This window comes from Pseudotamlana agarivorans, from assembly GCF_018860245.1.
Classification (GTDB): domain Bacteria; phylum Bacteroidota; class Bacteroidia; order Flavobacteriales; family Flavobacteriaceae; genus Pseudotamlana; species Pseudotamlana agarivorans_A.
This window is the reverse complement of record NZ_JAHKPD010000012.1, coordinates 502,652-524,769: the sequence shown is the minus strand read 5'-3', so window position 1 is coordinate 524,769 and position 22,118 is coordinate 502,652. Positions and strand designations below refer to the sequence as shown.

The window sequence follows — 22,118 nt, the reverse complement described above, 5'->3', positions numbered from 1 at the left end:
TCATATTAAAAGAATTATCATTTTGATAATTTGAGTTCAAATAAAATAATACTTAGAAAATATTTCAATCAAAAATTTATTGTATTACTAATAACGATAGGTCAATATATTTTAATTTTCAAAGTCATCTAAAGAATTTAGTTACCCGCATTATCCCTACAAACTCTTCATAAATTAAACATTTTAATCTCAACAAAAAAGCAGTAACTTTACAGTCATTATACCACAATTATGTTCGGCAAAAAGAAACCAACTCCACAAATAGATAAAGAGCAATTAGAACTTATAAAAAATGCTCAAAAACGTATCAAACAAAAAAAGAGACTCTACTTTCATTTTGTACTGTTCCTAATAGGAAGTGCCTTTTTAATAATCGCAAATACGGTTTTAGGTATGGGTACCGAATTGAATCAAATTCTTGGCACCGAGTGGTTTTTATTCGCTATTTTAATTTGGTTGTTCTTTTTAATGTACCATACTTTCAATGTTTTTGTTACTCATAAATTCATGGGGAAGGACTGGGAGCAAAAGCAATTAGCAATTTTGGTTGACAAACAGAAAAAACGCATTGAGCAACTTCAATCTAACTTACCAAAAGAGGAGTCTATCGCCAAACAGCCCGAAATAAAAGAAATTCCTGCTACAAAAAGCCTAAACACAACTCAAGAAGTTACTCTTATTGTCGCTGCCGCGGAAAATAACGCTATTGGAAAGGACAATAAGCTCATTTGGCATTTAAGTGATGATTTAAAACGTTTCAAAACATTAACCAACGGTCACCATATCATCATGGGACGTAAAACTTTTGAAAGTTTCCCTAAACCGTTACCGAATAGAGTACATGTTGTCATTAGTAGGCAACAAGATTACGCAGTACCAGAAGGTGTAATTGTGGTTAACAGCCTTCAAAACGCTATCGATTTCTGTAAAAACGATCCTCAACCTTATATTATAGGTGGTGGTGAAATTTACAAGCAAGCGCTTCCTGTTGCTGATAAAATTGAATTAACGCGTGTTCATGAAAATTTTGATGCCGATACCTTTTTTCCTGAAATCGATACGTCGGTTTGGAAAGAATCTCAGCATAGTTTTCATACAAAAGACGCTAACCATAACCATGAGTTTTCTTTTATTACTTATGTAAGGGGGTAATTGTGATTTCTATGCTATTTTAGTTAAATTTAGGTCTGCCCGAATATAGGCTGGTAAAAACCTTAACTTTTTAATTATTTCTACGCTTTGCAAAACAAGTAGTGCTTAGGCAGGAGTTACCTAAATAGGTGAAGGATTTATTAAAAAAACAAATAACATGAAAAAAGCAGTTAATTATATTGTCTTTATTAGTCTCTTTCTCATTTTAGGAGCTTTTAAATCTAATGCTCAAAATTTTAATAGAGCGGTAAAAACAGATGAGAATTTTGAAGCTTCCATTCCTCACCCAGAACAAAGCAAAGAAGTAAACCAAAAATTATCTGACTTAGAGAAGAAGTCTGGTAAAAAGCCAAATATAGTTTGGATTATTATTGATGATTTGGGGTATGGCGAACCTGGTGCCTATGGAGGTGGGGCGGCTATTGGAGCTGCAACACCAGAAATGGACAAACTAGCTGCTGAAGGCTTAAAATTAACTTCTTGCTATTCTCAACAAACCTGTACCCCAACACGTTCAGCCATTTTAACAGGTAGGCTTCCTGTTCGCACCGGATTAACACGCCCCATTCTTGCAGGCGATAAAATATCTCAAAATCCATGGGCAGACGAAATAAGTCTTCCTAAAATACTTAGTGACCATGGTTATTACACCCTACTCACAGGAAAATGGCATATAGGAGAAGGAGAAGGCATGCGACCTCATGATGTAGGCTTTGATGAATACTATGGTTTTTACCCCGCCCAAAAAGAGATTACTCAAGGCATTGACCCGAGGCGATTTCCTGATTTGGTACTTAATGAAGAGCTACTCAAAGCCTTTGAAACCATTCGCCCAGCAAACCACTTAACACATGGCTTCAAAGACGGAACAACAAAAGAACTAGAAGAAATCAAAACCTTAGACGATATGGGACGTGCCGACCATAAATTAGCCGATTTCACCATTTCTAAAATCAAGGAGTTGTCAGGTTCTAACAAACCCTTCTTTATTGAGCACTGTTTTATGAAAGTGCATGCAGATAATTTTGATAATCCAGATTACCCAGGACTTAGCACCGCTAAATATCCTTATAAAAATGCTGTTGCTGAAGTTGACATGCATATTGGCCGTATAGTAAAAGCATTAGAAACTGCTGGAGAATTAGAAAACACCTTTATATTCGTTACCTCAGATAACGGCCCTCAAATGGATGCATGGCCAGATGGCGGATACACACCTTTTAGAGGCGCTAAAGGAACTACATTCGAAGGCGGTGTTCGCGTACCAGGCATTGCTTATTGGAAAGGAATGATTACCCCTGGTAGAAAAAGTGATGACGTTTTTGATTTAATGGACCTATTTGGTACGAGTCTTCGTCTTGCAGGCATATCACAAAACAAACTACCAGACGATAGGTATTATGACTTTATTGACCAATCAAGCTTCCTATTTCACGATAATGGAAAAGGAAATCGTGAGTCAGTCTATTTTTGGTGGGGTACTGAATTAATGGCTATTCGAATGCGAGAATACAAGGAACATATTAAAGTTATTATCCCACAAGCACCACATATGTGGATAGACTACGCAACTGTTCAAGATGTTGGTCTAGCCCCTTGGTTATTCAATTTATATATAGACCCAAAAGAGGAAATGCCCGTAGGGCACCGCAGAAACGCATGGCTAGCTTCTTTAGGAGCTCAATTAAAAGCTCATGCTGCTACATTTAAAAAATATCCACCAAAAAATATAGGGCTTTAATCCATCGCATCTCAATTTAAAAGCTTTTTCAAGTGCCAAGCCAATTTTTCATTAATTTCGCAGCATGGTAAAAGAAATTCAACTTCGCATTACGCTTAAGGAAGAAGAGCGCAGCGATATTTTGGTGTTAAAATCGGCTTTAAAACTAGATATAGACCGCGAGGATATTACTGGTGTTAAAGTACTACGAAAATCTATTGATGCTCGAAAACCTAAAATTATTTTCAACTATAAAGTAGCCGTTTATATTCGCGAGGTGCTTCCTAAAACTTCTGAATATCAATTTGACTACAAAGATGTTTCCAAAGGAAAACCTGTTCATATTATTGGTTTCGGACCTGCTGGTATGTATGCCGCATTGCGCTGCATTGAACTTGGTTATAAACCCATTGTTTTAGAACGTGGCAAAAATGTTCAAGACCGCCGTCGCGATTTAAAAGCCATCAATAGAGATCATTTTGTAAACGAAGATTCGAACTATTGTTTTGGCGAAGGTGGTGCTGGTACTTATTCTGACGGAAAATTATACACCCGAAGTTTAAAGCGTGGTGATGTGCGTCGTATTTTTGAAAACCTCGTATTTCATGGCGCTACAGAACAGATTTTAATAGATGCCCACCCACATATTGGTACTAATAAATTACCTAAGGTGGTTCAAAACATTCGCGAAACCATTTTACACTATGGTGGCGAAGTGCATTTTGAAACCCGTGTTACCGATTTTAAATTAAAAAACAATACCATAAATGCTATTCAACTTCAAAACGGCGACGAATTAGCGGTTGAAAAAGTCATTTTAGCCACTGGGCATTCGGCTAGAGACATATTCTATTTACTTCATGATAAAGAAGTCGCACTCGAAGCCAAATCCTTTGCCATGGGCGTACGTGTGGAACATCCACAACATATTATCGACTCTATTCAATACCATTGCTCTGGTGAACGCAGTGAATTACTTCCTGCAGCTTCCTACGGCTTAGTGCAACAAGTGAACAATCGAGGTGTTTATTCATTTTGTATGTGTCCTGGCGGTTTTATTGTACCTGCAGCTACAGCTAATGGCGAAGTGGTTGTAAACGGCATGTCGCCTTCCAAACGAAATAACTTATACGCCAACTCAGGCATTGTTGTTGAAATAAACGTAGATACCGATTTGGCTAAATATGAGAAATTTGGTGTTCTAAAAGGCTTAGAATATCAAAAAAACTTAGAGCGTTTAGCCTTTACCGCAGGCGGAAGAAGTCAGGTGGCTCCTGCGCAACGTTTAACAGACTTTGTTGAAGGCAGACTTTCAAACGATCTCAATGATTCCTCATACCAACCTGGACTAAAATCAGCACCGCTGCATTCGCTATTACCGAAATTTATAGGCGGAAGATTGAGAAAAGGGTTTGAGGCTTTCGGGCAAAAAATGAGGGGCTATTATACCGAAGAAGCTAATATTGTAGGTGTGGAATCGCGAACCTCATCTCCCGTTTCAATTCCTAGAACAGACACTTTAGAACACCCACAAATTACAAACTTATACCCTTGCGGGGAAGGTGGCGGTTATGCAGGTGGCATTGTTTCTGCGGCCATGGACGGGGAACGCTGTGCAGAGGCTGCAGTTGCTGGACTTTAAAAGCTAAAGACATATGACTGAAAAAGACAAAATGCTCGCTGGGGAAATGTACAGTCCCACAGACCCAGAGTTAGCAAAAGAGCGCCACCAGGTGCGCTTACTGTTTCATAAATTCAATAGCTTGAGTGAACTTGATTTAGAGGAACGTCAGAAAGTTTTAAAAAAAATAATACCAAATTCAGGTGAAAACTTGTTTATAGAACCTCCTTTTCACTGCGATTATGGCAGCAACATCAAAGCAGGTAAAAATCTTTTTATGAATTTTAGTTGCTGTATTTTAGATGTTGCCGAAGTGACTATTGGAGATAACTGCATGTTTGGCCCCCATGTTCAAATTTATACGGCCACACACCCTTTAGAATTTAAAGCTAGAAATAGCGGAAAAGAACTCGGTAAATCCGTTTCCATTGGTGATAATGTATGGATTGGTGGCAATGCTACAATTTGTCCTGGTATTTCCATAGGCAATAACGTGGTAATTGGCTCAGGCGCTGTGGTCACTAAAAATTTCCCAGCCAATGTAGTCATTGCTGGAAATCCAGCTAAAATTATCAAAACCATAGATAATGGCTAATACCAATTCCACATTGAAATTACCGCAATAAAACGCCCTTTTTCTCTTTCTATTTCAACATAAAAAGAATCCGTAACTACGGCTATGCATTATTTTTCTGTTTCCTATAAAGAAAAAAATCCTCATTTTCTTTTACAGTAATTTCAAAATAGAATTGGCATAAATTTATAATTCTTATTTTTGCAGCTCTAAAATATAAAATACAATGAACGCATATATATTTCCTGGACAGGGTGCACAATTCACAGGTATGGGCTTAGACCTTTACGAAAATTCACAATTAGCTCAAGAATTATTCGAAAAAGCGAATAAAATTTTAGGTTTCCGAATTACAGACATCATGTTTGAAGGGTCGGCAGAAGACCTTAAAGAAACTAAAGTAACACAACCAGCTATCTTTTTACACTCTGTAATTTTAGCTAAAACTTTAGGAGAGAGTTTTAAACCAGATATGGTTGCCGGACATTCTTTAGGAGAATTTTCAGCCTTAGTTGCTAGCGGTGCTTTAACTTTTGAAGACGGATTAAAATTAGTTTCTCAACGTGCTTTAGCCATGCAAAAAGCTTGCGAATTGCAACCAAGTACGATGGCCGCCGTTTTAGGTTTAGAAGATAAAATTGTTGAAAATATATGTAAACAAATTGACGGTGTTGTTGTTGCTGCAAACTACAACTGCCCAGGACAATTGGTTATTTCTGGAGAAATTGAAGCGATCAATGAAGCTTGTGAAGCTTTAAAAGATGCTGGTGCAAGACGTGCTTTAGTGCTTCCTGTAGGTGGTGCTTTCCACTCACCAATGATGGAACCTGCTCGTGAAGAACTTGCTGCAGCCATTAAAAACACAACATTTAGTAAACCAAACTGTCCGATTTATCAAAATGTTACAGCCTCTGCTGTTACCGATGAAGCCGAAATCAAAGCCAATTTAATTTCTCAACTTACGGCTCCTGTACGTTGGACGCAATCTGTGGAACAAATGATTGCCGATGGAGCGACCTTATTTACTGAAGTTGGTCCAGGAAAAGTGTTACAAGGTTTAGTTAAGAAAATAAACAGAGCATCAGAAACAGTTTCTGCAACTCTTGAAGCTGGTAATTAATGAATTTTACTAAACGCTCCTTTTATATTTTTGCGGTAATCATATTAACAATTGCTGCCGATCAAATTTCAAAAGTTATTGTTAGAGCAAATGTTATTGGTAGAACAGCTTCACAACCTAGTGAGCGCATTCCAATAATAGGAGATTATTTCACTTTAATGAATGTTGAAAACACCGGTGCCTTTTTAGGTATGGGGAGCGATTTAAACCCAGCCCTACGCATAGTCTTTTTATTAGTACTACCCATTCTGGTTTTGGGGCTTGTTTTAAGACATATTTTAAAAGATAAAAGTCTTGATAATTGGAGTTTATTCGCCTTTGCCAGTATTATTGGAGGTGGTGTTGCTAATGTTTACGATCGCATCGTTTATGGCTCGGTAACCGATTTTTTATTCATCGATTTGGGTGGTGTGTTTAGAACTGGAATTTTTAATCTCGCAGACATGTCGGTAAGTGCTGGTATGATTATATTGTTATTCGTAAGTTTTACTCAGAAGAAAAAGGCCTAATACTTATAATTAGAAGGTCTAATTCAAATTCTGAAACATAAAAAAGGCTACAAAGATGTTATTTACACATTTTTGTAGCATTTTTCAAACTAACCAAACTAAACTTATGAAAAATATTTTACTATCTATTTACTCTTCAAAGATACGGCCGCTTCCCTGAAATTAATGCGACATGCTGTGTCCTTAATTTCGACATATACGATCGCTCAGTCTTCAAAATATTACCCAATAAAAAATGCTACAAAGATGTCATCTATACATTTTTGTAGCATTTTTCAAACTAACCAAACTAAACTTATGAAAAATATTTTACTGTCTATTTACTCTTCAAAGGTACGACTGTTATACTCAGATTAATACGACATGTTGTGTCATGATTAACAAACAAAATCCGTTTCAAATATTATTCAATAAAAAAGGCTACTAATTTTTAGCAACCTTCTTCCTAATTTAATTTTTAATCAATTTACCTTATGCTCCACGAACTTTCTGCTCCCATTTCCAAGCAGAACGCATGGCGTCATCTAAAGATAAAGTTGTTTTCCATCCCAACTCATCATTAGCTTTATTGGTATCGGCATAGGCTGAGATAATATCCCCCTCACGTCTTCCTACAATCTTGTAATTCAAATTTTCACCAGAAACTTTTTCAAAAGATTTTACTACTTCAAGTACTGAACTTCCTGTTCCTGTTCCTAGGTTAAAAGTTTCAAAATTTTCTTTATTGTTATTCTCTAACAAACGTGCAAGCGCCACGACATGAGCTTTGGCTAAATCGACAACATGAATATAGTCTCTAATACACGTACCATCTGGCGTTGGATAATCATCTCCAAAAACAGATAATTCTTGACGCAATCCTATTGCGGTTTGGGTAATAAAAGGCACTAAATTTTGAGGTACTCCAATTGGTAATTCACCAATTTCGGTAGATTCGTGAGCACCTACAGGATTAAAATAACGCAAGGCAATGGCTTTTAGGCTCGGTACTACTTTACAAGTATCTTTAATAATTTCCTCTCCTATCTGTTTGGTATTTCCGTAAGGTGATTCCGCTTGCTTTACAGGAGCACTTTCAGTAATTGGCAATTCATCGGCTTGACCATAAACAGTACAAGATGAACTAAAAATAAATGCTGCAGATGGCAACTTTTTTAATTCCTTAAGAATATAAACCAAAGTTCCAATATTGTTTTCATAATACAACAAAGGTTCTTTCACACTTTCTCCAACTGCTTTACTTGCTGCAAAGTGAATAACACCTTTTACATCATTATGCTTTGCAAAAAAAGACTCCACCCTTGCTTTGTCTTTCAAATCTAGTTTTTCAAACAGTGGTTTTTTACCTGTAATCGCAGTAATGCCGTCTAATACATCCTCTGAAGAATTTGACAAATCGTCAATAATTACGACTTCGTAGCCTTTATTTTGTAATTCTACAACGGTATGGGACCCTATGAACCCTAAACCTCCGGTGACTAAAATTTTATCCATTTATAAAGTTTTTAATAGTTGTTGTTATATAGTTAATTTGTTCGTCGTCTAATTCGGTATGCATTGGCAATGAAATAACGTCTTTCACCAATTGATTAGTCACCTCAAAATCGGCTTCGTTATATCGCTCATCCATATAGGCCTTTTGATTATGCAGCGGAATAGGGTAATACACACCACAAGGAATTTCATTTTCATTTAAATGCTTGACTAAAGCATCGCGATCAACACCCTTAACTTTTAAGGTGTATTGATGAAACACATGGTTATCGGTTTGGCCATAACGGAAAGGTGTTTCAATACTATCAATGTCTTTAAATGCCGCATCATATTTGTTGGCTGCTTCTATTCGGCGTTTATTGTAAGCGTCTAAAAGCGGTAATTTGGCATCTAAAACAGCAGCTTGAATACTATCTAATCTGGAATTCACACCAACAACATCATGATGGTAACGCTCGTACATCCCATGATTTACGATGCCACGAATGGTGTGTGCTAATGCATCATCATTTGTAAAAATGGCTCCGCCATCACCATAACAGCCTAAATTTTTTGAAGGAAAAAAGGAAGTAGCGCCCACATCGCCTATCGTGCCTGCTTTTACTTTTACCCCATCTTTATAGGTGTAATTGGCCCCAATAGCTTGCGCATTATCTTCAATCACGAATAAATTGTGAGCTTTGGCTATTTCCATGATCGCCTCCATGTTGGCGCATTGTCCAAACAAATGCACTGGGACAATGGCTTTAGTTTTTGGAGTAATTGCCTTTTTAATGGCTTCAATATTGATGTTAAAATCATCTGGATTCACATCAACTAACACTGGTGTTAATTGCAATAAAGCAATCACTTCAACAGTTGCAGCAAACGTAAAATCGGCAGTAATAACCTCATCACCTGGCTTCAGGCCTAAACCCATCATTGCTATTTGTAAAGCATCGGTTCCGTTGGCACACGGAATAACATGCTTGACATCTAAATAATTTTCTAATTTCTTTTGAAAATCATGAACTTTTGGTCCATTTATGAATGCTGTAGTTTCGATCACTTCTTGAATCGAAGGATTAACGATATCTTTTATCTCGTTATATTGACCTTTTAAGTCAACCATTTGAATTTTTTTCATCTCACAAAGATTAAAGTCTGCTAATTTTCAGCTTAGCTAAGACTAATTTTTATATAACCCCAAATTGGGTTCGCGATCCACAAATTTACAAAAATGATTATGGTTTAACCTGTAAAGACTTACCAATAATATGCTAATATTTGTTTCATAGCAGTGTATTTTTAAACAATTAAAATTTAAGCTTTAAATAATTTAAAGAAATGTATTTTAGCATAAAGAAATAAAGAGTGGGCTTAATTTATAACATTGGAATGCAATTGGCTGAAGTCGTTTTAAATGGCGGCGCTTTAGTTAACGACAAATTAAAAAAGGGTGTAGAGGGTCGAAAAAATACGTTTAATTTATTAAATAAAGGCATAAAGCCTTCAGACAAAACACTTTGGTTTCATTGTGCTTCCTTAGGCGAATATGAACAAGGATTACCTGTTTTTAAAGCACTACGCGATCATTTTAAAAACCACAAAATAATACTAAGTTTCTTCTCTCCATCTGGTTATGAAATTAGAAAAAATTCACCAATTGCTGATGTGGTGATTTACCTCCCTTTAGATACAAAAAATAACGCCAAGCGATTTTTAGATATTGTAAACCCAGAACTCACCATTTTTGTGAAATATGATATTTGGCCGGTTTTTTTAATTGAACTGAAAAAAAGACAAGGGCGGGCCATTTTAATATCGGCTGCTTTTAGGGAAAATCAATCTTTTTTTAAATGGTATGGCAAACCACTTCGTGAAGCCTTGTTTGCATTTGAACACATTTTTACTCAAAATGAAGAATCAAAAAACTTATTAAAATCTATTAATTACAACCATGTTACGGTCGCTGGAGATACACGTTACGATCGCGTTACTAATCAATTAGATATTGATAACACATTAGATTTCATTGAAAACTTTAAAGACGATAAGCTTTGTGTTGTAGCAGGAAGTACTTGGCCGGAAGGCGAATCTTTATTAATTAATTTCATTAATGAGCAGGCTAATAAAGATTTAAAATTCATCATTGCTCCACACCAAATTAAACAAGAAAAGGTAAAACAACTACAGAGTCAGCTTCAAGTGCCCTCAGTTTTATTTTCAAAAAAAGAAAAATACGACTTATCTGAAGCCAAAGTATTTATTATAGACACCATAGGTATACTAACGAAAATCTACAACTATGCCGATATTGCTTATGTTGGTGGTGCTTTAGGCCAAACAGGTTTGCACAACACTCTAGAACCTGCGGTTTTTGGTGTTCCAATAATTATTGGAAAGCATTATAATAAATTCCCTGAGGCGAAAGCGCTTATAAACAATGGTGGTATGTTCTCCATTTCGAGTCAAAATGAGTTCAACTCGGTTCTACTTAGCATGATAAAAAATAAAGATTTACGCTTGCAAACTGGCCATAAAAATGAAGCGTTTATAAAAAAGAATAAAGGTGCCGTAGTCCAAATCTTAAATTATCTACGTATATTATAGCGTTAAACGTGGTACCTGTTCATTTATTGCGTTAAACAGTATTTTAAACTAAATATTAACACCAAACCGAAGAAAATGAAAAAAGCACTATTAAGTACAGCATTATTAGCCATTTTAAGTTTAAGTTTTACATCTTGTAGAGACTCAAAAAAAGCAGATTCAGCTAAAGAAGAAATGCATGAATCGATAGACAAAGCGGGAGATGCTATTGAAGATGCTGCAGACGCCACTGGAGATGCTATTGAAGATGCAGCTCATTCAACAGGAGAAGCTGTAGAAAATGCTGTTGACGCAACCGGTGAAGCTCTTGAAAACGCGGCAGATGCTACTAAAGATGCCATAGAAGACACTTCTAACAAAGTTAAAAAAGAAGTCAATAAAATCGATGAAGACTAATATATACTATTTACAGTTCGATTAATTTGAATGTCATTTCAAAAATATGATGAACTGAATAGTTCCTTCTAAAAAGGTCTTAAATTCGCTGAAACTAATAATCAATTCAATAATACAAATTTAAAAATTATGAGAAAATCAATTTTAAGTACTCTAGCTATCGCAGCGTTACTTGTTTCTTTTACATCTTGTAAGGAAAATACAAAAGCGACTGAGGCAACACCTACGGCTCAAACTCCAACTGAGGAAGCTATTTTAGTAGATGAGGAAGAAGTTATTGTAGAAGAAGTAGAAATAGAAGATACTGAAGCAGCTGCAGAAGCTGATCTTGTTGAGGCTACACCTAATACTGTATCATCTGAAAAAGTATCAGAACCTTCAAGCTCTGATAAATCAGAATTAAAGCATGATGGTTCTTATGGAGATGTTAAAGATGACGAAACCGTTGTGGTAACATACTCTTATACTGTAATGGGAAAAGCAATTACAGGATCTAAGACTTTTAAAGGTCACCAAAAAGAAGTTGAAGCTGGTGTTCATAAGCTTACAGATTCTCTTAAAAAGATCGATCCAAATATCAAAATCACTACAAATTAAGCATTCAATAAACCGTAAAAGGTTAAGCATAAAAAAGTCCCTGATATAGGGACTTTTTTTTATATCTATAGTTGTCAATAATAGATTAACAACTGTATTTATCATTTTCCAATTAACTTTCAGGAGCCAATTCTACTTCTAATCCTTCCATTTCTGGAGTCATTTGAATTTGACACCCAAGACGACTATTGTCCTTAACATCGAAAGCTTCCGAAAGCATAGCTTCTTCATCATCACCCATTTCAGGCAACGCTGTATCACTTGTTACATAACATTGACATGATGCACACATCGCCATACCACCACAAACACCAATAGTACCTTCTGGAGCAAGTTCGTAAGACCTCACTACTTCCATAAGATTCATTGCCATATCAGTAGGTGCTACAATTTCATGTGTTACCCCGTCTCTATCCGTTATTTTGATATTAATATCTTCCATTACTTAATTTTTGTTTGCCTAAATAGCAGCTCATTAATTATGAGCGCAAATTTAAGTGAAGTGCTTTTATTTTTTATAAGTTTTATAGTTATAATTAAAAAAAGTTTCTAAAAAATACTAAATTTTTAAAATTCTATATTTTTTAGAAACCCTTTTTCATTGAAATATTAATTTAATTAAAACTTTTACAGTTACAATAATTAAGCTTCAACATTAATAACTTGCTCTATCTGAGGCGCATATTTTTTTATAGTCATTTCTACACCAGATTTAAGCGTCATTTGATTTACACTACATCCAACACAAGCACCTTCTAATTGCACTTTAACCACACTATCGTCTTCTATAGATAATAACGAAATATCTCCACCATCACTTTGTAAAAAAGGACGAATTTCCTCAAGGGCTTTTTCAACGTTAATCTTTAACTCTTCTGATGTCATATCTTATTTTTTAACCGCTGAACAACCAGCCATTGTAGTTATTTTAATAGCCTCTGTAGGCGGTAAATCTTCATTTCTACTAACAACTTCTTGAACCACATTTTGAGTTATTTTCTCGAAAGCTTTCTCTAGAGCTGTCCCTGTTTGTAAGGCTGCAGGACGACCAAAATCACCCGCTTCCCTAATACTTTGAACTAATGGTATTTCTCCTAAAAATGGCACTTTCAAATCTAAAGCCAAATTTTTAGCACCTTCTTTACCGAAGATAAAATACTTATTATCAGGCAATTCTTCAGGTGTAAAATACGCCATATTTTCAATCAATCCTAAAACGGGCACATTAATACTCTCCTGTTGGAACATAGCTACACCTTTTTTAGCATCTGCTAAAGCAACATTTTGTGGGGTACTTACAATAACCGATCCTGTAATAGGTAATGATTGCATAATACTTAAATGAATATCTCCAGTTCCTGGAGGAAGATCTAACAATAAGAAATCCAATTCACCCCAATGCGCATCAAAGATCATTTGATTTAATGCCTTTGCAGCCATAGGCCCTCTCCAAACTACAGCTTGATTAGGTTGCGTAAAAAAACCAATCGATAAAACTTTTACACCATAATTTTCGATAGGCTTCATTTTAGATTTCCCTTCTACATTAACTGCTAAAGGCTTTTCTGCCACAACATCAAACATAATTGGAATTGATGGCCCATAAATATCAGCATCTAAAACCCCTACGTTAAATCCCATTTTAGCTAATGATACCGCTAGATTTGCAGTTACAGTAGATTTACCTACACCACCTTTACCAGATGCCACAGCTATAATGTTTTTGATTCCAGGTACAGGCTTGCCTTTTATAACATTCGGTTTAGGCTTTTCTGGGGCATCAACTTTTACGTTTACCGTAATTTTTGCCTTTTCATAAACCTTTTCATGAATGGTTTTTAAAATATCAACTTCAGTACGTTTTTTCGCTTGTAAACTTGGGTTGTTAATAGTAATTTCAACTATAACTTCATCTCCAAAAGTAACTACGTTTTTCACCGCTCCACTTTCCACCATATTTTGTCCTTCACCAGGAACTGTAATACTTTCAAGTGCGGTTAATATATCTTTCTTATTAAGCTTCATTTATTCAGTATAATTCTAAATGCAAAGGTAATTAATAATGCGCTAAGACGGAAACTCGACCAAATAAGTTTTGCTTATAATTAACGTACTATTAATGATAGTAGAATCATTTTTTTGTACCAAACCTAATTTGAATAGCTTCTATTTTTATAAATACAATGCTATAAATATTGTAAAATGGATTTGACTTTACAAATTATAAGAATATAAGACTTTAAAACATGAATTTGAACCGGTAAAAAAGCAGCATGTCGTAAAACATTCAGGAAACATTTTTTTTATGTATGCATAACATTATTAATACTAGAATTTCGTATCTTAGTAAGGATCAATCTAGTATAATGACCTTTTTTCAATATTACCCAAATCTTATATTGAAGTTATTATTCTAACATAGACTTTTTAAGTCTAAGACGCCTACATAATAACAGTTTAATATAACTAATTATGTTTAAGATGTTTAACTTTGACAGTAAGGCAAGTCGAGCCGATTGTAAATTCATAATTGAAATTATAAAGAACTATTCGGAAGATCAATCTATAAAGAAATTAATTTCTCCAATTTCTGATGAATATTATTTATTAGATGAAAAAAATCAAGTTTCAATCTGTATTGCCGATGACGAAATAATACTTGCAAATCACATTTACCTCTACAAAAAAACCTTCAACTTAGCATTTACAAGCGACCTGAAGAAAATTATTAAGAAGCAAATGGAAAGCGAAATGCAGGAATTAAAAAAGACGCTCTTCAAAAATGAAATTGATCTTTTGGATAAGATTCTAGGCCTTTCGGCTAGTAAGAAAAAGTCACTGACTTTAACGCCTAATTTAAAATCAAGCTAAGACTAAAGTAATGCATCAGAAGGGTTCCAAAATACATAATCGAAATTTTGAATTTGGTTTTCAACAACCTCAACACCCTCACTTTCTAAAAGCTGTTGCATTAAATTTGTGCCTTCAAAATGATGCTTGCCCGTTAGCAAACCCTTCCGGTTTACTACACGGTGTGCTGGCACGTCCTTTCCGTGCGCATTGTTCATAGCGTACCCAACCATCCTGGCTCCTCTTTCAACACCTAAATAAACTGCAATAGCTCCGTAACTGGTTACTCTTCCATAAGGAATTTGTTTTGCCACTTCATAGACCCGTTCGAAAAAATTAAGTGTTTCTGGTTTCATCAATAAATATATTTTATTACTATAAGATGTACTATTTACTCCTATGGTCCACAACAGTAACCATCATTCTCCCCTTAATTATTAAGCATTTTTTGATAACGCATTAAATGGTCTACTGTTTGTAGGAGCTTTGCTTTTAATTGCATATTTAAATTGGGGTGTTTATCTAAATAAGTATCAACTATAAGCTTTGCTTCTTTAGACTGATATTTTCCTATGGTTGACTCTAACCATTTTTTAGGGAAAAACAAATCGCTTGTTTCTTTAACTTCTTCCAGCAATTCTAAACTTAAAGACATATACTTAATAGCTTCTTCCTGACGTAAAGGATGATGGATTAGCCCGTTAGCGGCTGCGACCCAATTAGAATTCGTTCTATTCGTAACATCTCTAAATGAAAAGAATAAATCACGCCTAACTGCCGTGTCTTGAGATAGTGCTGGCAATAAAAAATTAAATAGATCTTTATCATCTTGGTTTGAAATTTGAGTACTTGCTAACTTTAAAACCTCATCATGTTTCGGGTGATTATATAAAGCTAATTTCATTGCTAAACCGGTATAATCTTTTTCATTTAACTTTAAGTTTTCTACAGAAATGGCCCTGCTCCAAATATGATATAGTTTATCTAAACTCTCTCCTTGATAAGCCAATCCTGTAAAAGCCGAAAACAAGCTCTTTTTAGTGGGAATTGACAAGTTATCATTTAATCTAACCCATAGCCTAGCAGCTATTTTTTCTTGATAATTAGCACGCTCCTCAGGGTTTAAAAAATGCCAATACAAACTTGAAAAATCACCAGAAATAACCCCTAAGATCAAATCATTAGTTTCATGCTCAAACCCCGATAAAAATGTTTCCATCGCCGTATGAACCGGAATATTACCAGAAAGGGTGTTTTCGTAAGTATTTATGTAATTTTGAGCACGTATAACTTCGTCTTTTACTTGATAAGTATTTAAAGCCGTAATTGTATCTATAGGAAAGACACCATAACCATAACCGTTGCTATTGTAAACAATCGCTTCTGGTTTTGGTAAATTAATTAGCTCTTTTAGCTCTTGAGATTTTCCCACAATATTTACCATACGCTTTGCAATAGAATCCTTATAAATTAAGGCCACTTCATATTTTTGCAGCCAAATATTATTTGATCCATCTTCAGCCTTTTGACTTAAGGTTACAGATTTAATTCTATCATTTTCATATACAATAGCATCTTCAAACACAGGACGCCCTGTTTGATTCACCCAAACATCACTCCATGTATTTAAATCAACAGTTGTTTTAGTATTAAAAATTGTGATTAAATCATCCCAATTCGCATTATCATTTGCATATGTTTTGATATATTCTTGAAGCCCTTGCTTAAATTTATCTTCTCCTAAAATCAACTCTAATTGCCTCATCATTATGGGTGCCTTATTATAAATTATGGCTCCATATAAACTTCCTGCATCACTAAGGTTATCTAATTTTTGACGAATAGCATTTGTTCCTTGTGTTCTATCAATATTATACGCTGATGGTGCTTTTGTTATTAAATTTAACAAGTCATGATTTATTTCAGGAAAACTTGGGTTAACTATTTTAGCAGCTATAAAATTTGCAAACACTTCTTTTAACCAAACATCGTCAAACCAATCCATTGTGACCAGGTTACCAAACCACATATGCGACGTTTCGTGAGCTATCACATTTGCCCTATTCCAATGAAGCATTTTTGGCATGTAATTCTCAAAAAACAATGAAGATGATTTATACTGAATAGCGCCAACATGCTCCATACCTCCAAATTGAAAAAATGGTATCCCTACAAAATCTAATTTATTAAACGGAAATTTATACCCTGTATATGCTTCTAAATAGTCTAGTGATTTTTGATGATAATTAAAAATTGGTTCTAAGCTCTCATTTATTTTTACAGAATCTGTTTCACGATATAAAAACCTATGACCATCTTGAGAAATTTCATTAAATTCTCCAGCAACTAAAGAAAATAAATACGTGCTCATTTTTTTAGACGTCGCGAATACATAAGTCGTGTTATCTTTTACAGTTATTGTTTTTTTCGGGTAGGTTGCACTTAATACCTTCCAAGACTTAGGCGCCGTTAACTCTAAACTATATTTAGCTTTTAAATTAGGCTGATCGAAACAAGGATATAATTCTCTTGCATGATCTGGCACCACTAAAGAATATAAATAATCATCATTTCTATATAAATACTGATCGCCCATTTGAAAATTAATTCTGAAAGTATTCTCGCCAAGTTTTAAGTGCGATTTAGGAATTATAATATGCTCATTTTCATAAATACACGGCACACTATCTGAGGTAACAAAAACTCTGGGAACCACTTTATTATTAGGGTAAAAATCTAACACTAAGGGCTTATTAACATCTTTAAGTGTTACTTTTAAATTTAAACTAGCCAAAATAGGTTCCGTTTTATTTTTTGGAAGGACCATTTTTAAACCGTAATTGATTTCAGAAATTTGTTCTTTTCGTTGTTTTGCCAATGCCCAAGAAACCCCTTTTTCTACCTTAAGTGCTTCCTTTTTTTCATTTTGGCAAGACATAGTAACAAGCACTGTAAAAAGCAATAATGCTAATGTTTTCATCATAATCGATTAAGTTCTCAACAAGATATAAAAAATAAATAAGTGCCTATTTATTTTAAGGCTCTATACCTTATTACTGGTAAGTTCATGCAGTAAAACGTCTAAAAAAACCAACCTCGCAATTCTAATAATTATTTTAATCCTTAATAAAAATTAAATGTCCCTAATTATTCCTGCTATGGTAACTACACACATCACTGCAGTAATACCACCGATTAGTCGATTCATGTTTTTTTGAGAAGTAAGGGCTTTACTTTTTATTTTATCGAAGAAAAAGATATACAAATAAAAGATAGCAAACGAGCCCATAACTGCACCGGCCACGTATGAAATGACACTAATATTTTCGAAATTTAACCAACCTAAAGAAGCTAGAGTAATGGTTATATAGGCTTGATAAGGAATAGGAAATACATTTAATGCCGACATCAATATACCTTGAAAAAACCGACTGTGCTTACTTCGTTTTTTCAATTTGAATTCTTTAGGCTCCTTAGACTTTGCTATAAACAAAAAATAAATGGTTATTAAAGCAAAAATAACAACAGCAACACGGCGAAGCACATCAACCACTTCAGGGTTTTTACTCAAATAACTCGCAAATATGGTGGCCAAATAAGTTTGCGCGACAACTACAATGGAAGCCCCAATAGAAAACATAATTCCACGAACATGGCCTTCTTTTAAGCTAATTTTCGCAGCAGTCATGTTTAACAAACCAGGAGGAATGACACCTAAAAACGCAAATATAAAACCTAGTAAAAATACAAAAGTGATCTCCACAGTTATTTAATTTTAAACCTAATATAAGTAATTGGTTTATTCTGCTCTAAATATTGAGATTCGTAAAATGTTTGAATAGAAGTGACTTCTTCTGGACTTCCTTCTTGTTTATACACATTATGATTCGCATATAGTACCTCATGCCCCGCGCCATGAAGCAGCCCTAATGTATAACCATGCATAAACTCGCTATCTGTTTTTAAATTAACAACGCCATCAGGTTTTAACACTTTTTTATAACGCTCTAAAAATTCAGCATTAGTCATACGGTGTTTGGTGCGCTTATATTTAATTTGAGGATCTGGAAAGGTAATCCATATTTCATCGACTTCACCTTCCGCGAAAGCGTGATCTATAAGCTCTATTTGAGTACGTAGAAAAGCAACATTTGGAATATTTTCTTCAATAGCCGTTTTTGCACCACGCCAGAAACGCGCCCCTTTTATGTCGATACCAACAAAGTTTTTATCAGGATATTTTTGAGCTAATGCCACCGAATATTCGCCTTTACCACAACCCAACTCTAAAACTAAAGGATTGTTATTTTTAAAAACGTCCTTGCGCCACTGCCCTTTTAATTTGAATTCCGAATCAACAAGTTCTTCTCTAGTAGGCTGAAACACATTTGAAAAGGTTTCGTTTTCTCTAAAGCGCTTAAGTTTATTTTTACTTCCCAATGTATGCTAAGTATTTATATTTATTTAATTTCACAGTTGTAATAAGTCGCTAAAATAAGACAACCTTAAGCTATTTTAAAACAATGAATTAACAATTAATTATTATTTGAAATAGATTTGGTAAAATTAAGGAAATATACATGAGTGGTCATACTCTTACCTTTGATTTTATTAAAAATTTTACAGGAATTTTTAGCCTGTGATAAAAGTGAATCTAAGTTAAACACCGATAGCTGTTAATTTTAAAACAGGTGTTTGTGTACAGCAGAATAAAATTGTAACATCTACTTATGAAAAAGCAAATTTTGGTGGCTCCACTAAACTGGGGACTCGGTCATGCCACAAGATGTATCCCGATAATAAACGCTTTAATAGCAGAAAATCTCACGCCAATTATTGCTAGTGATGGCGATGCCCTTGCTTTATTACAAAAAGAATTCCCGACCTTATTATCTATTGAATTGCCTTCATACAATGTTACTTATGCCAAAAACGGAAAGCACTTTAAGCTGAAGCTTATCAAAGATTCCCCTAAACTGTTAAAGGCGATTAAAAATGAGAAGAAAGCTGTGTCCAAAATTTTAGAAGAACATGATATTTCAGGTATCATCTCTGACAATAGATTGGGCGTTCGCAATAAAAAAGTACCATCGGTTTTTATAACCCACCAACTCTATGTTTTAAGCGGTAGCACTTCTTGGTTGAGCACTAAAATGCACCAAAAATTTATTCAGAAATTTGATCAATGTTGGGTGCCCGATGTTCCTGGTGAACCGAATTTAAGCGGTAAACTAGGTCATGTAAAAACTTTCGATATCCCTACAGAATACATTGGTCCGTTAAGCAGGTTCACCCCTAATGACGACCTTATTAAACACGATTTAATGGTTTTAATTTCTGGACCAGAACCACAACGCACATTTTTAGAGGAAAAACTTTTAGTTGAATTAAAAAATTACAATGGCAAGGTGATTTTTGTAAAAGGAAAAATGGAGGGCACCCAAACTAAAGCCGTTTTAGGAAATCTGACCATATATAATTTCATGACTTCTAAGTTACTAGAACAAACTATTAATGAAAGCACTTTAATACTTTCTCGTTCTGGATATACGACCGTTATGGACTTAGCTAAATTAAATAAGAAAGCGTTCTTTATTCCAACACCAGGTCAATTTGAACAGGAATATATAGCTGAAAGGCTTTGGGAATTAAGCATAGTACCAACCTGCAGTCAAGATGAATTTACTATTGAAAAACTAAATGAAGTAGCAGCCTATGAAGGCTTAAAGGCTTTTGATTTTGAACCAGATTACAAGGCGTTATTCAGCCTTTTCTAAGGTAAAAGAAAATTCACTACCAATTCCTGATTCACTTTCAACATATATTTTTTCGTGATGCGCCTCAATAATATGCTTAACGATAGACAGACCTAAGCCCGAACCGCCTTCTTTTCGAGAGCCACTTTTATCAACCCGATAAAAACGCTCGAATAATCTAGGAAGATGCTCTTTTGCGATACCCTCACCATTATCGGTAACTCTCACGATTACTTTATTCTTAATAAGATTTTCTATACTAATCTCGGTGGTACCATTTTTACTACCATACTTCACCGAATTCACTATTAAATTAGCTAACACTTGTTGGACACGCTCCTTATCTGCACGTACTAAAACGGGGTTCGAATACTTTCTATCAAAAGCTAAAGTAATATCTTTTTTATTAGCTTTCATTTCTAACATTTCGAACACTTGACTTACCAATTCAATAATGTCAAAAACTTCAAATTGCAGTCTTAAATCGCCAACTTCCAATTTGGTAATCATATCCAAATCTTTAATAATAAAACCGAGCCTTTCGATTCCTTTACTGGCACGATCTAAATACTTTTTGCGTATTTCTTTATCATCGGCAGCACCATCCAATAAGGTCAAAATATAACCTTGTACGGTAAACAAAGGTGTTTTTAATTCATGGGATACATTACCAATAAATTCCTTTCGATATTCCTCCCTTACGCGAAGGGTTTCAATTTCAATCTTTTTATCTTTTGCAAATCGATCGATTTCTTCGGTAAGTGTTCTTAAATCTGTTGTAATAGGCCCTTCGGATAAATTTACGGATTCGAGAAGCGTTAAATCATCGTAAATTTTCTTTATACGCTTATAAATAAAACGTTCTAAATTAAACTGAATGATCACAAAAGAAAAGGAAAACACAATCAGACTAAAAGACACTAACCAGTACCAAACAAGGCCATCCAAATAATGCAAAAAAACACTCAAAACGAGTGTTGTAAACAAAGTTATGGATAGCGCAGTTCTTGCGGCAAAACGATATGATTTCTTAAACTGTGAAGGCATTAATCTACAAACTTATAGCCGACACCTTTAATGGTTTTAAAGCTATCGTCTCCTAATTTTTCTCGAAGTTTTCTAATATGAACATCGATGGTTCTGCCTCCTACAACCACTTCATTACCCCACACAGCGTCTAAGATTTCATCTCTTTTAAATACTTTTCCGGGTTTAGAAGCTAATAAGGAAAGGAGTTCAAATTCCTTCCTTGGTAAAACGATTTCGACCCCTTTAGAAGTAATTTTATACTCATCGCGATTAATCACTAAACTTCCTATTTTCATGGTATCGGCAACGTCTTCTTCTTTAAAACGCCTTAATAAAGCTTTCACTTTGCTTACCAAAACTTTTGGTTTAATAGGTTTCGTGATATAATCATCGGCGCCAGCATCAAATCCAGCTACTTGAGAATAATCTTCTCCCCTAGCAGTTAAAAATGTGACGATCGTATTTTTTAAGTCAGGATTTTTTCTGATGATTTCACAAGCTTCAATACCATCCATTTCGGGCATCATAACATCCAAGATAATTAGGTGTGGAAGTTCTTTTTTCGCCTTCTTAACACCTTCTTGCCCGTTCTCTGCAGTAATAACTTGGTAACCCTCGCTAGATAAATTGTATCCAACTATTTCTAAAATATCTGGTTCATCATCAACCAGTAAAATCTTGATATCTTTTTTTTTCATTGTATTTACG

The 22,118-nt window shown here is 34.8% G+C and carries 22 protein-coding genes; 11 read left to right on the top strand and 11 right to left on the bottom strand.

Translation table 11 applies throughout. From position 1 onward, the window contains the following. Positions 1–231 precede the first annotated feature (231 nt). From KO493_RS08680 to lspA, 6 genes are all read left to right on the top strand, one after another. Complete coding sequence (locus tag KO493_RS08680; RefSeq protein WP_216067544.1) at positions 232–1,152, top strand: dihydrofolate reductase; 921 nt, start codon at positions 232–234, stop codon at positions 1,150–1,152. A gap of 157 nt (positions 1,153–1,309) precedes the next feature. After that, entirely contained in the window at positions 1,310–2,893 is a 1,584-nt protein-coding gene (locus tag KO493_RS08675; RefSeq protein ID WP_216067543.1) for an arylsulfatase, read from the top strand. A 64-nt stretch (positions 2,894–2,957) separates the two neighbouring features. Next, complete coding sequence (locus KO493_RS08670) at positions 2,958–4,514, top strand: NAD(P)/FAD-dependent oxidoreductase (RefSeq protein ID WP_216067542.1); 1,557 nt, start codon at positions 2,958–2,960, stop codon at positions 4,512–4,514. Between the two features lie 13 nt (positions 4,515–4,527). After that, a complete protein-coding gene (locus tag KO493_RS08665; RefSeq protein ID WP_216067541.1) occupies positions 4,528–5,088 on the top strand; it encodes a sugar O-acetyltransferase in 561 nt (186 codons plus the stop codon). A 205-nt stretch (positions 5,089–5,293) separates the two neighbouring features. Then, positions 5,294–6,187 (top strand): ACP S-malonyltransferase, encoded by an 894-nt coding sequence (gene fabD, locus KO493_RS08660; RefSeq protein ID WP_216067540.1) that lies wholly within the window; start codon positions 5,294–5,296, stop codon positions 6,185–6,187. Then, the gene (gene lspA / locus KO493_RS08655) at positions 6,187–6,696 is read left to right on the top strand and encodes a signal peptidase II (RefSeq protein ID WP_216067539.1); all 510 of its coding nucleotides are present in this window, start codon (positions 6,187–6,189) and stop codon (positions 6,694–6,696) included. The genes fabD and lspA overlap by 1 nt, the downstream gene beginning before the upstream one ends. A gap of 471 nt (positions 6,697–7,167) precedes the next feature. Here lspA and galE read toward each other — a convergent pair whose 3' ends face one another. Both galE and KO493_RS08645 read right to left on the bottom strand, forming a co-directional pair. Continuing rightward, entirely contained in the window at positions 7,168–8,190 is a 1,023-nt protein-coding gene (galE, locus tag KO493_RS08650) for a UDP-glucose 4-epimerase GalE (protein WP_216067538.1), read from the bottom strand. Next, positions 8,183–9,316 carry a DegT/DnrJ/EryC1/StrS family aminotransferase gene (locus KO493_RS08645; protein ID WP_216067537.1) on the bottom strand — a complete coding sequence of 378 codons (1,134 nt, stop codon included), beginning with the start codon at positions 9,314–9,316 and terminating at the stop codon, positions 8,183–8,185. Before KO493_RS08645 ends, galE begins: the two co-directional genes overlap by 8 nt. 227 nt (positions 9,317–9,543) lie before the next feature. Here KO493_RS08645 and KO493_RS08640 point away from each other — a divergent pair, with 227 nt between their 5' ends. From KO493_RS08640 to KO493_RS08630, 3 genes are all read left to right on the top strand, one after another. Continuing rightward, entirely contained in the window at positions 9,544–10,782 is a 1,239-nt protein-coding gene (locus KO493_RS08640; protein ID WP_354667427.1) for a 3-deoxy-D-manno-octulosonic acid transferase, read from the top strand. A gap of 75 nt (positions 10,783–10,857) precedes the next feature. Further along, positions 10,858–11,178 (top strand): hypothetical protein, encoded by a 321-nt coding sequence (locus KO493_RS08635; protein WP_216067536.1) that lies wholly within the window; start codon positions 10,858–10,860, stop codon positions 11,176–11,178. A 129-nt stretch (positions 11,179–11,307) separates the two neighbouring features. Beyond that, positions 11,308–11,775, top strand: coding sequence for a hypothetical protein (locus KO493_RS08630; protein WP_216067535.1), 468 nt, complete (start codon positions 11,308–11,310; stop codon positions 11,773–11,775). Positions 11,776–11,887: 112 nt separating this feature from the next. Here KO493_RS08630 and KO493_RS08625 read toward each other — a convergent pair whose 3' ends face one another. The 3 genes from KO493_RS08625 to KO493_RS08615 form a co-directional block, all read right to left on the bottom strand. Beyond that, positions 11,888–12,217 (bottom strand): 2Fe-2S iron-sulfur cluster-binding protein, encoded by a 330-nt coding sequence (locus KO493_RS08625; protein ID WP_216067534.1) that lies wholly within the window; start codon positions 12,215–12,217, stop codon positions 11,888–11,890. A 200-nt stretch (positions 12,218–12,417) separates the two neighbouring features. After that, positions 12,418–12,660: a NifU family protein gene (locus KO493_RS08620; RefSeq protein WP_216067533.1), complete on the bottom strand. Its 243-nt coding sequence runs from the start codon at positions 12,658–12,660 to the stop codon at positions 12,418–12,420. Positions 12,661–12,663: 3 nt separating this feature from the next. Further along, on the bottom strand, positions 12,664–13,800 hold the full coding sequence (locus KO493_RS08615; protein ID WP_216067532.1) for an Mrp/NBP35 family ATP-binding protein: 1,137 nt from the start codon (positions 13,798–13,800) through the stop codon (positions 12,664–12,666). A 456-nt stretch (positions 13,801–14,256) separates the two neighbouring features. Between KO493_RS08615 and KO493_RS08610 the strand changes: the two genes are divergently transcribed. Continuing rightward, a complete protein-coding gene (locus KO493_RS08610; RefSeq protein WP_216067531.1) occupies positions 14,257–14,646 on the top strand; it encodes a hypothetical protein in 390 nt (129 codons plus the stop codon). Between the two features lie 2 nt (positions 14,647–14,648). Here the strand turns inward: KO493_RS08610 and KO493_RS08605 are convergent, their stop codons facing one another. From KO493_RS08605 to trmB, 4 genes are all read right to left on the bottom strand, one after another. Further along, positions 14,649–14,981, bottom strand: a complete 333-nt coding sequence (locus KO493_RS08605) for an MGMT family protein (protein WP_216067530.1) — start codon at positions 14,979–14,981, stop codon at positions 14,649–14,651. 74 nt (positions 14,982–15,055) lie between these two features. Then, complete coding sequence (locus KO493_RS08600) at positions 15,056–17,608, bottom strand: M1 family metallopeptidase (protein WP_252723187.1); 2,553 nt, start codon at positions 17,606–17,608, stop codon at positions 15,056–15,058. Between the two features lie 150 nt (positions 17,609–17,758). Then, entirely contained in the window at positions 17,759–18,388 is a 630-nt protein-coding gene (locus KO493_RS08595) for a LysE family translocator (RefSeq protein WP_216067529.1), read from the bottom strand. Between the two features lie 2 nt (positions 18,389–18,390). Then, a complete protein-coding gene (gene trmB / locus KO493_RS08590) occupies positions 18,391–19,065 on the bottom strand; it encodes a tRNA (guanosine(46)-N7)-methyltransferase TrmB (protein ID WP_216067528.1) in 675 nt (224 codons plus the stop codon). 290 nt (positions 19,066–19,355) lie between these two features. On the opposite strand from trmB, the gene KO493_RS08585 reads away from it, so the two are divergent. Then, entirely contained in the window at positions 19,356–20,402 is a 1,047-nt protein-coding gene (locus KO493_RS08585) for a glycosyltransferase (RefSeq protein ID WP_216067527.1), read from the top strand. On the opposite strand, the gene KO493_RS08580 is transcribed toward KO493_RS08585, so the two are convergent. Both KO493_RS08580 and KO493_RS08575 read right to left on the bottom strand, forming a co-directional pair. Beyond that, positions 20,385–21,428: a sensor histidine kinase gene (locus KO493_RS08580; protein WP_216067526.1), complete on the bottom strand. Its 1,044-nt coding sequence runs from the start codon at positions 21,426–21,428 to the stop codon at positions 20,385–20,387. The two genes, KO493_RS08585 and KO493_RS08580, sit on opposite strands and share 18 nt — an antisense overlap. Beyond that, positions 21,428–22,108, bottom strand: coding sequence for a response regulator transcription factor (locus KO493_RS08575; RefSeq protein WP_216067525.1), 681 nt, complete (start codon positions 22,106–22,108; stop codon positions 21,428–21,430). Before KO493_RS08575 ends, KO493_RS08580 begins: the two co-directional genes overlap by 1 nt. Positions 22,109–22,118 lie beyond the last annotated feature (10 nt).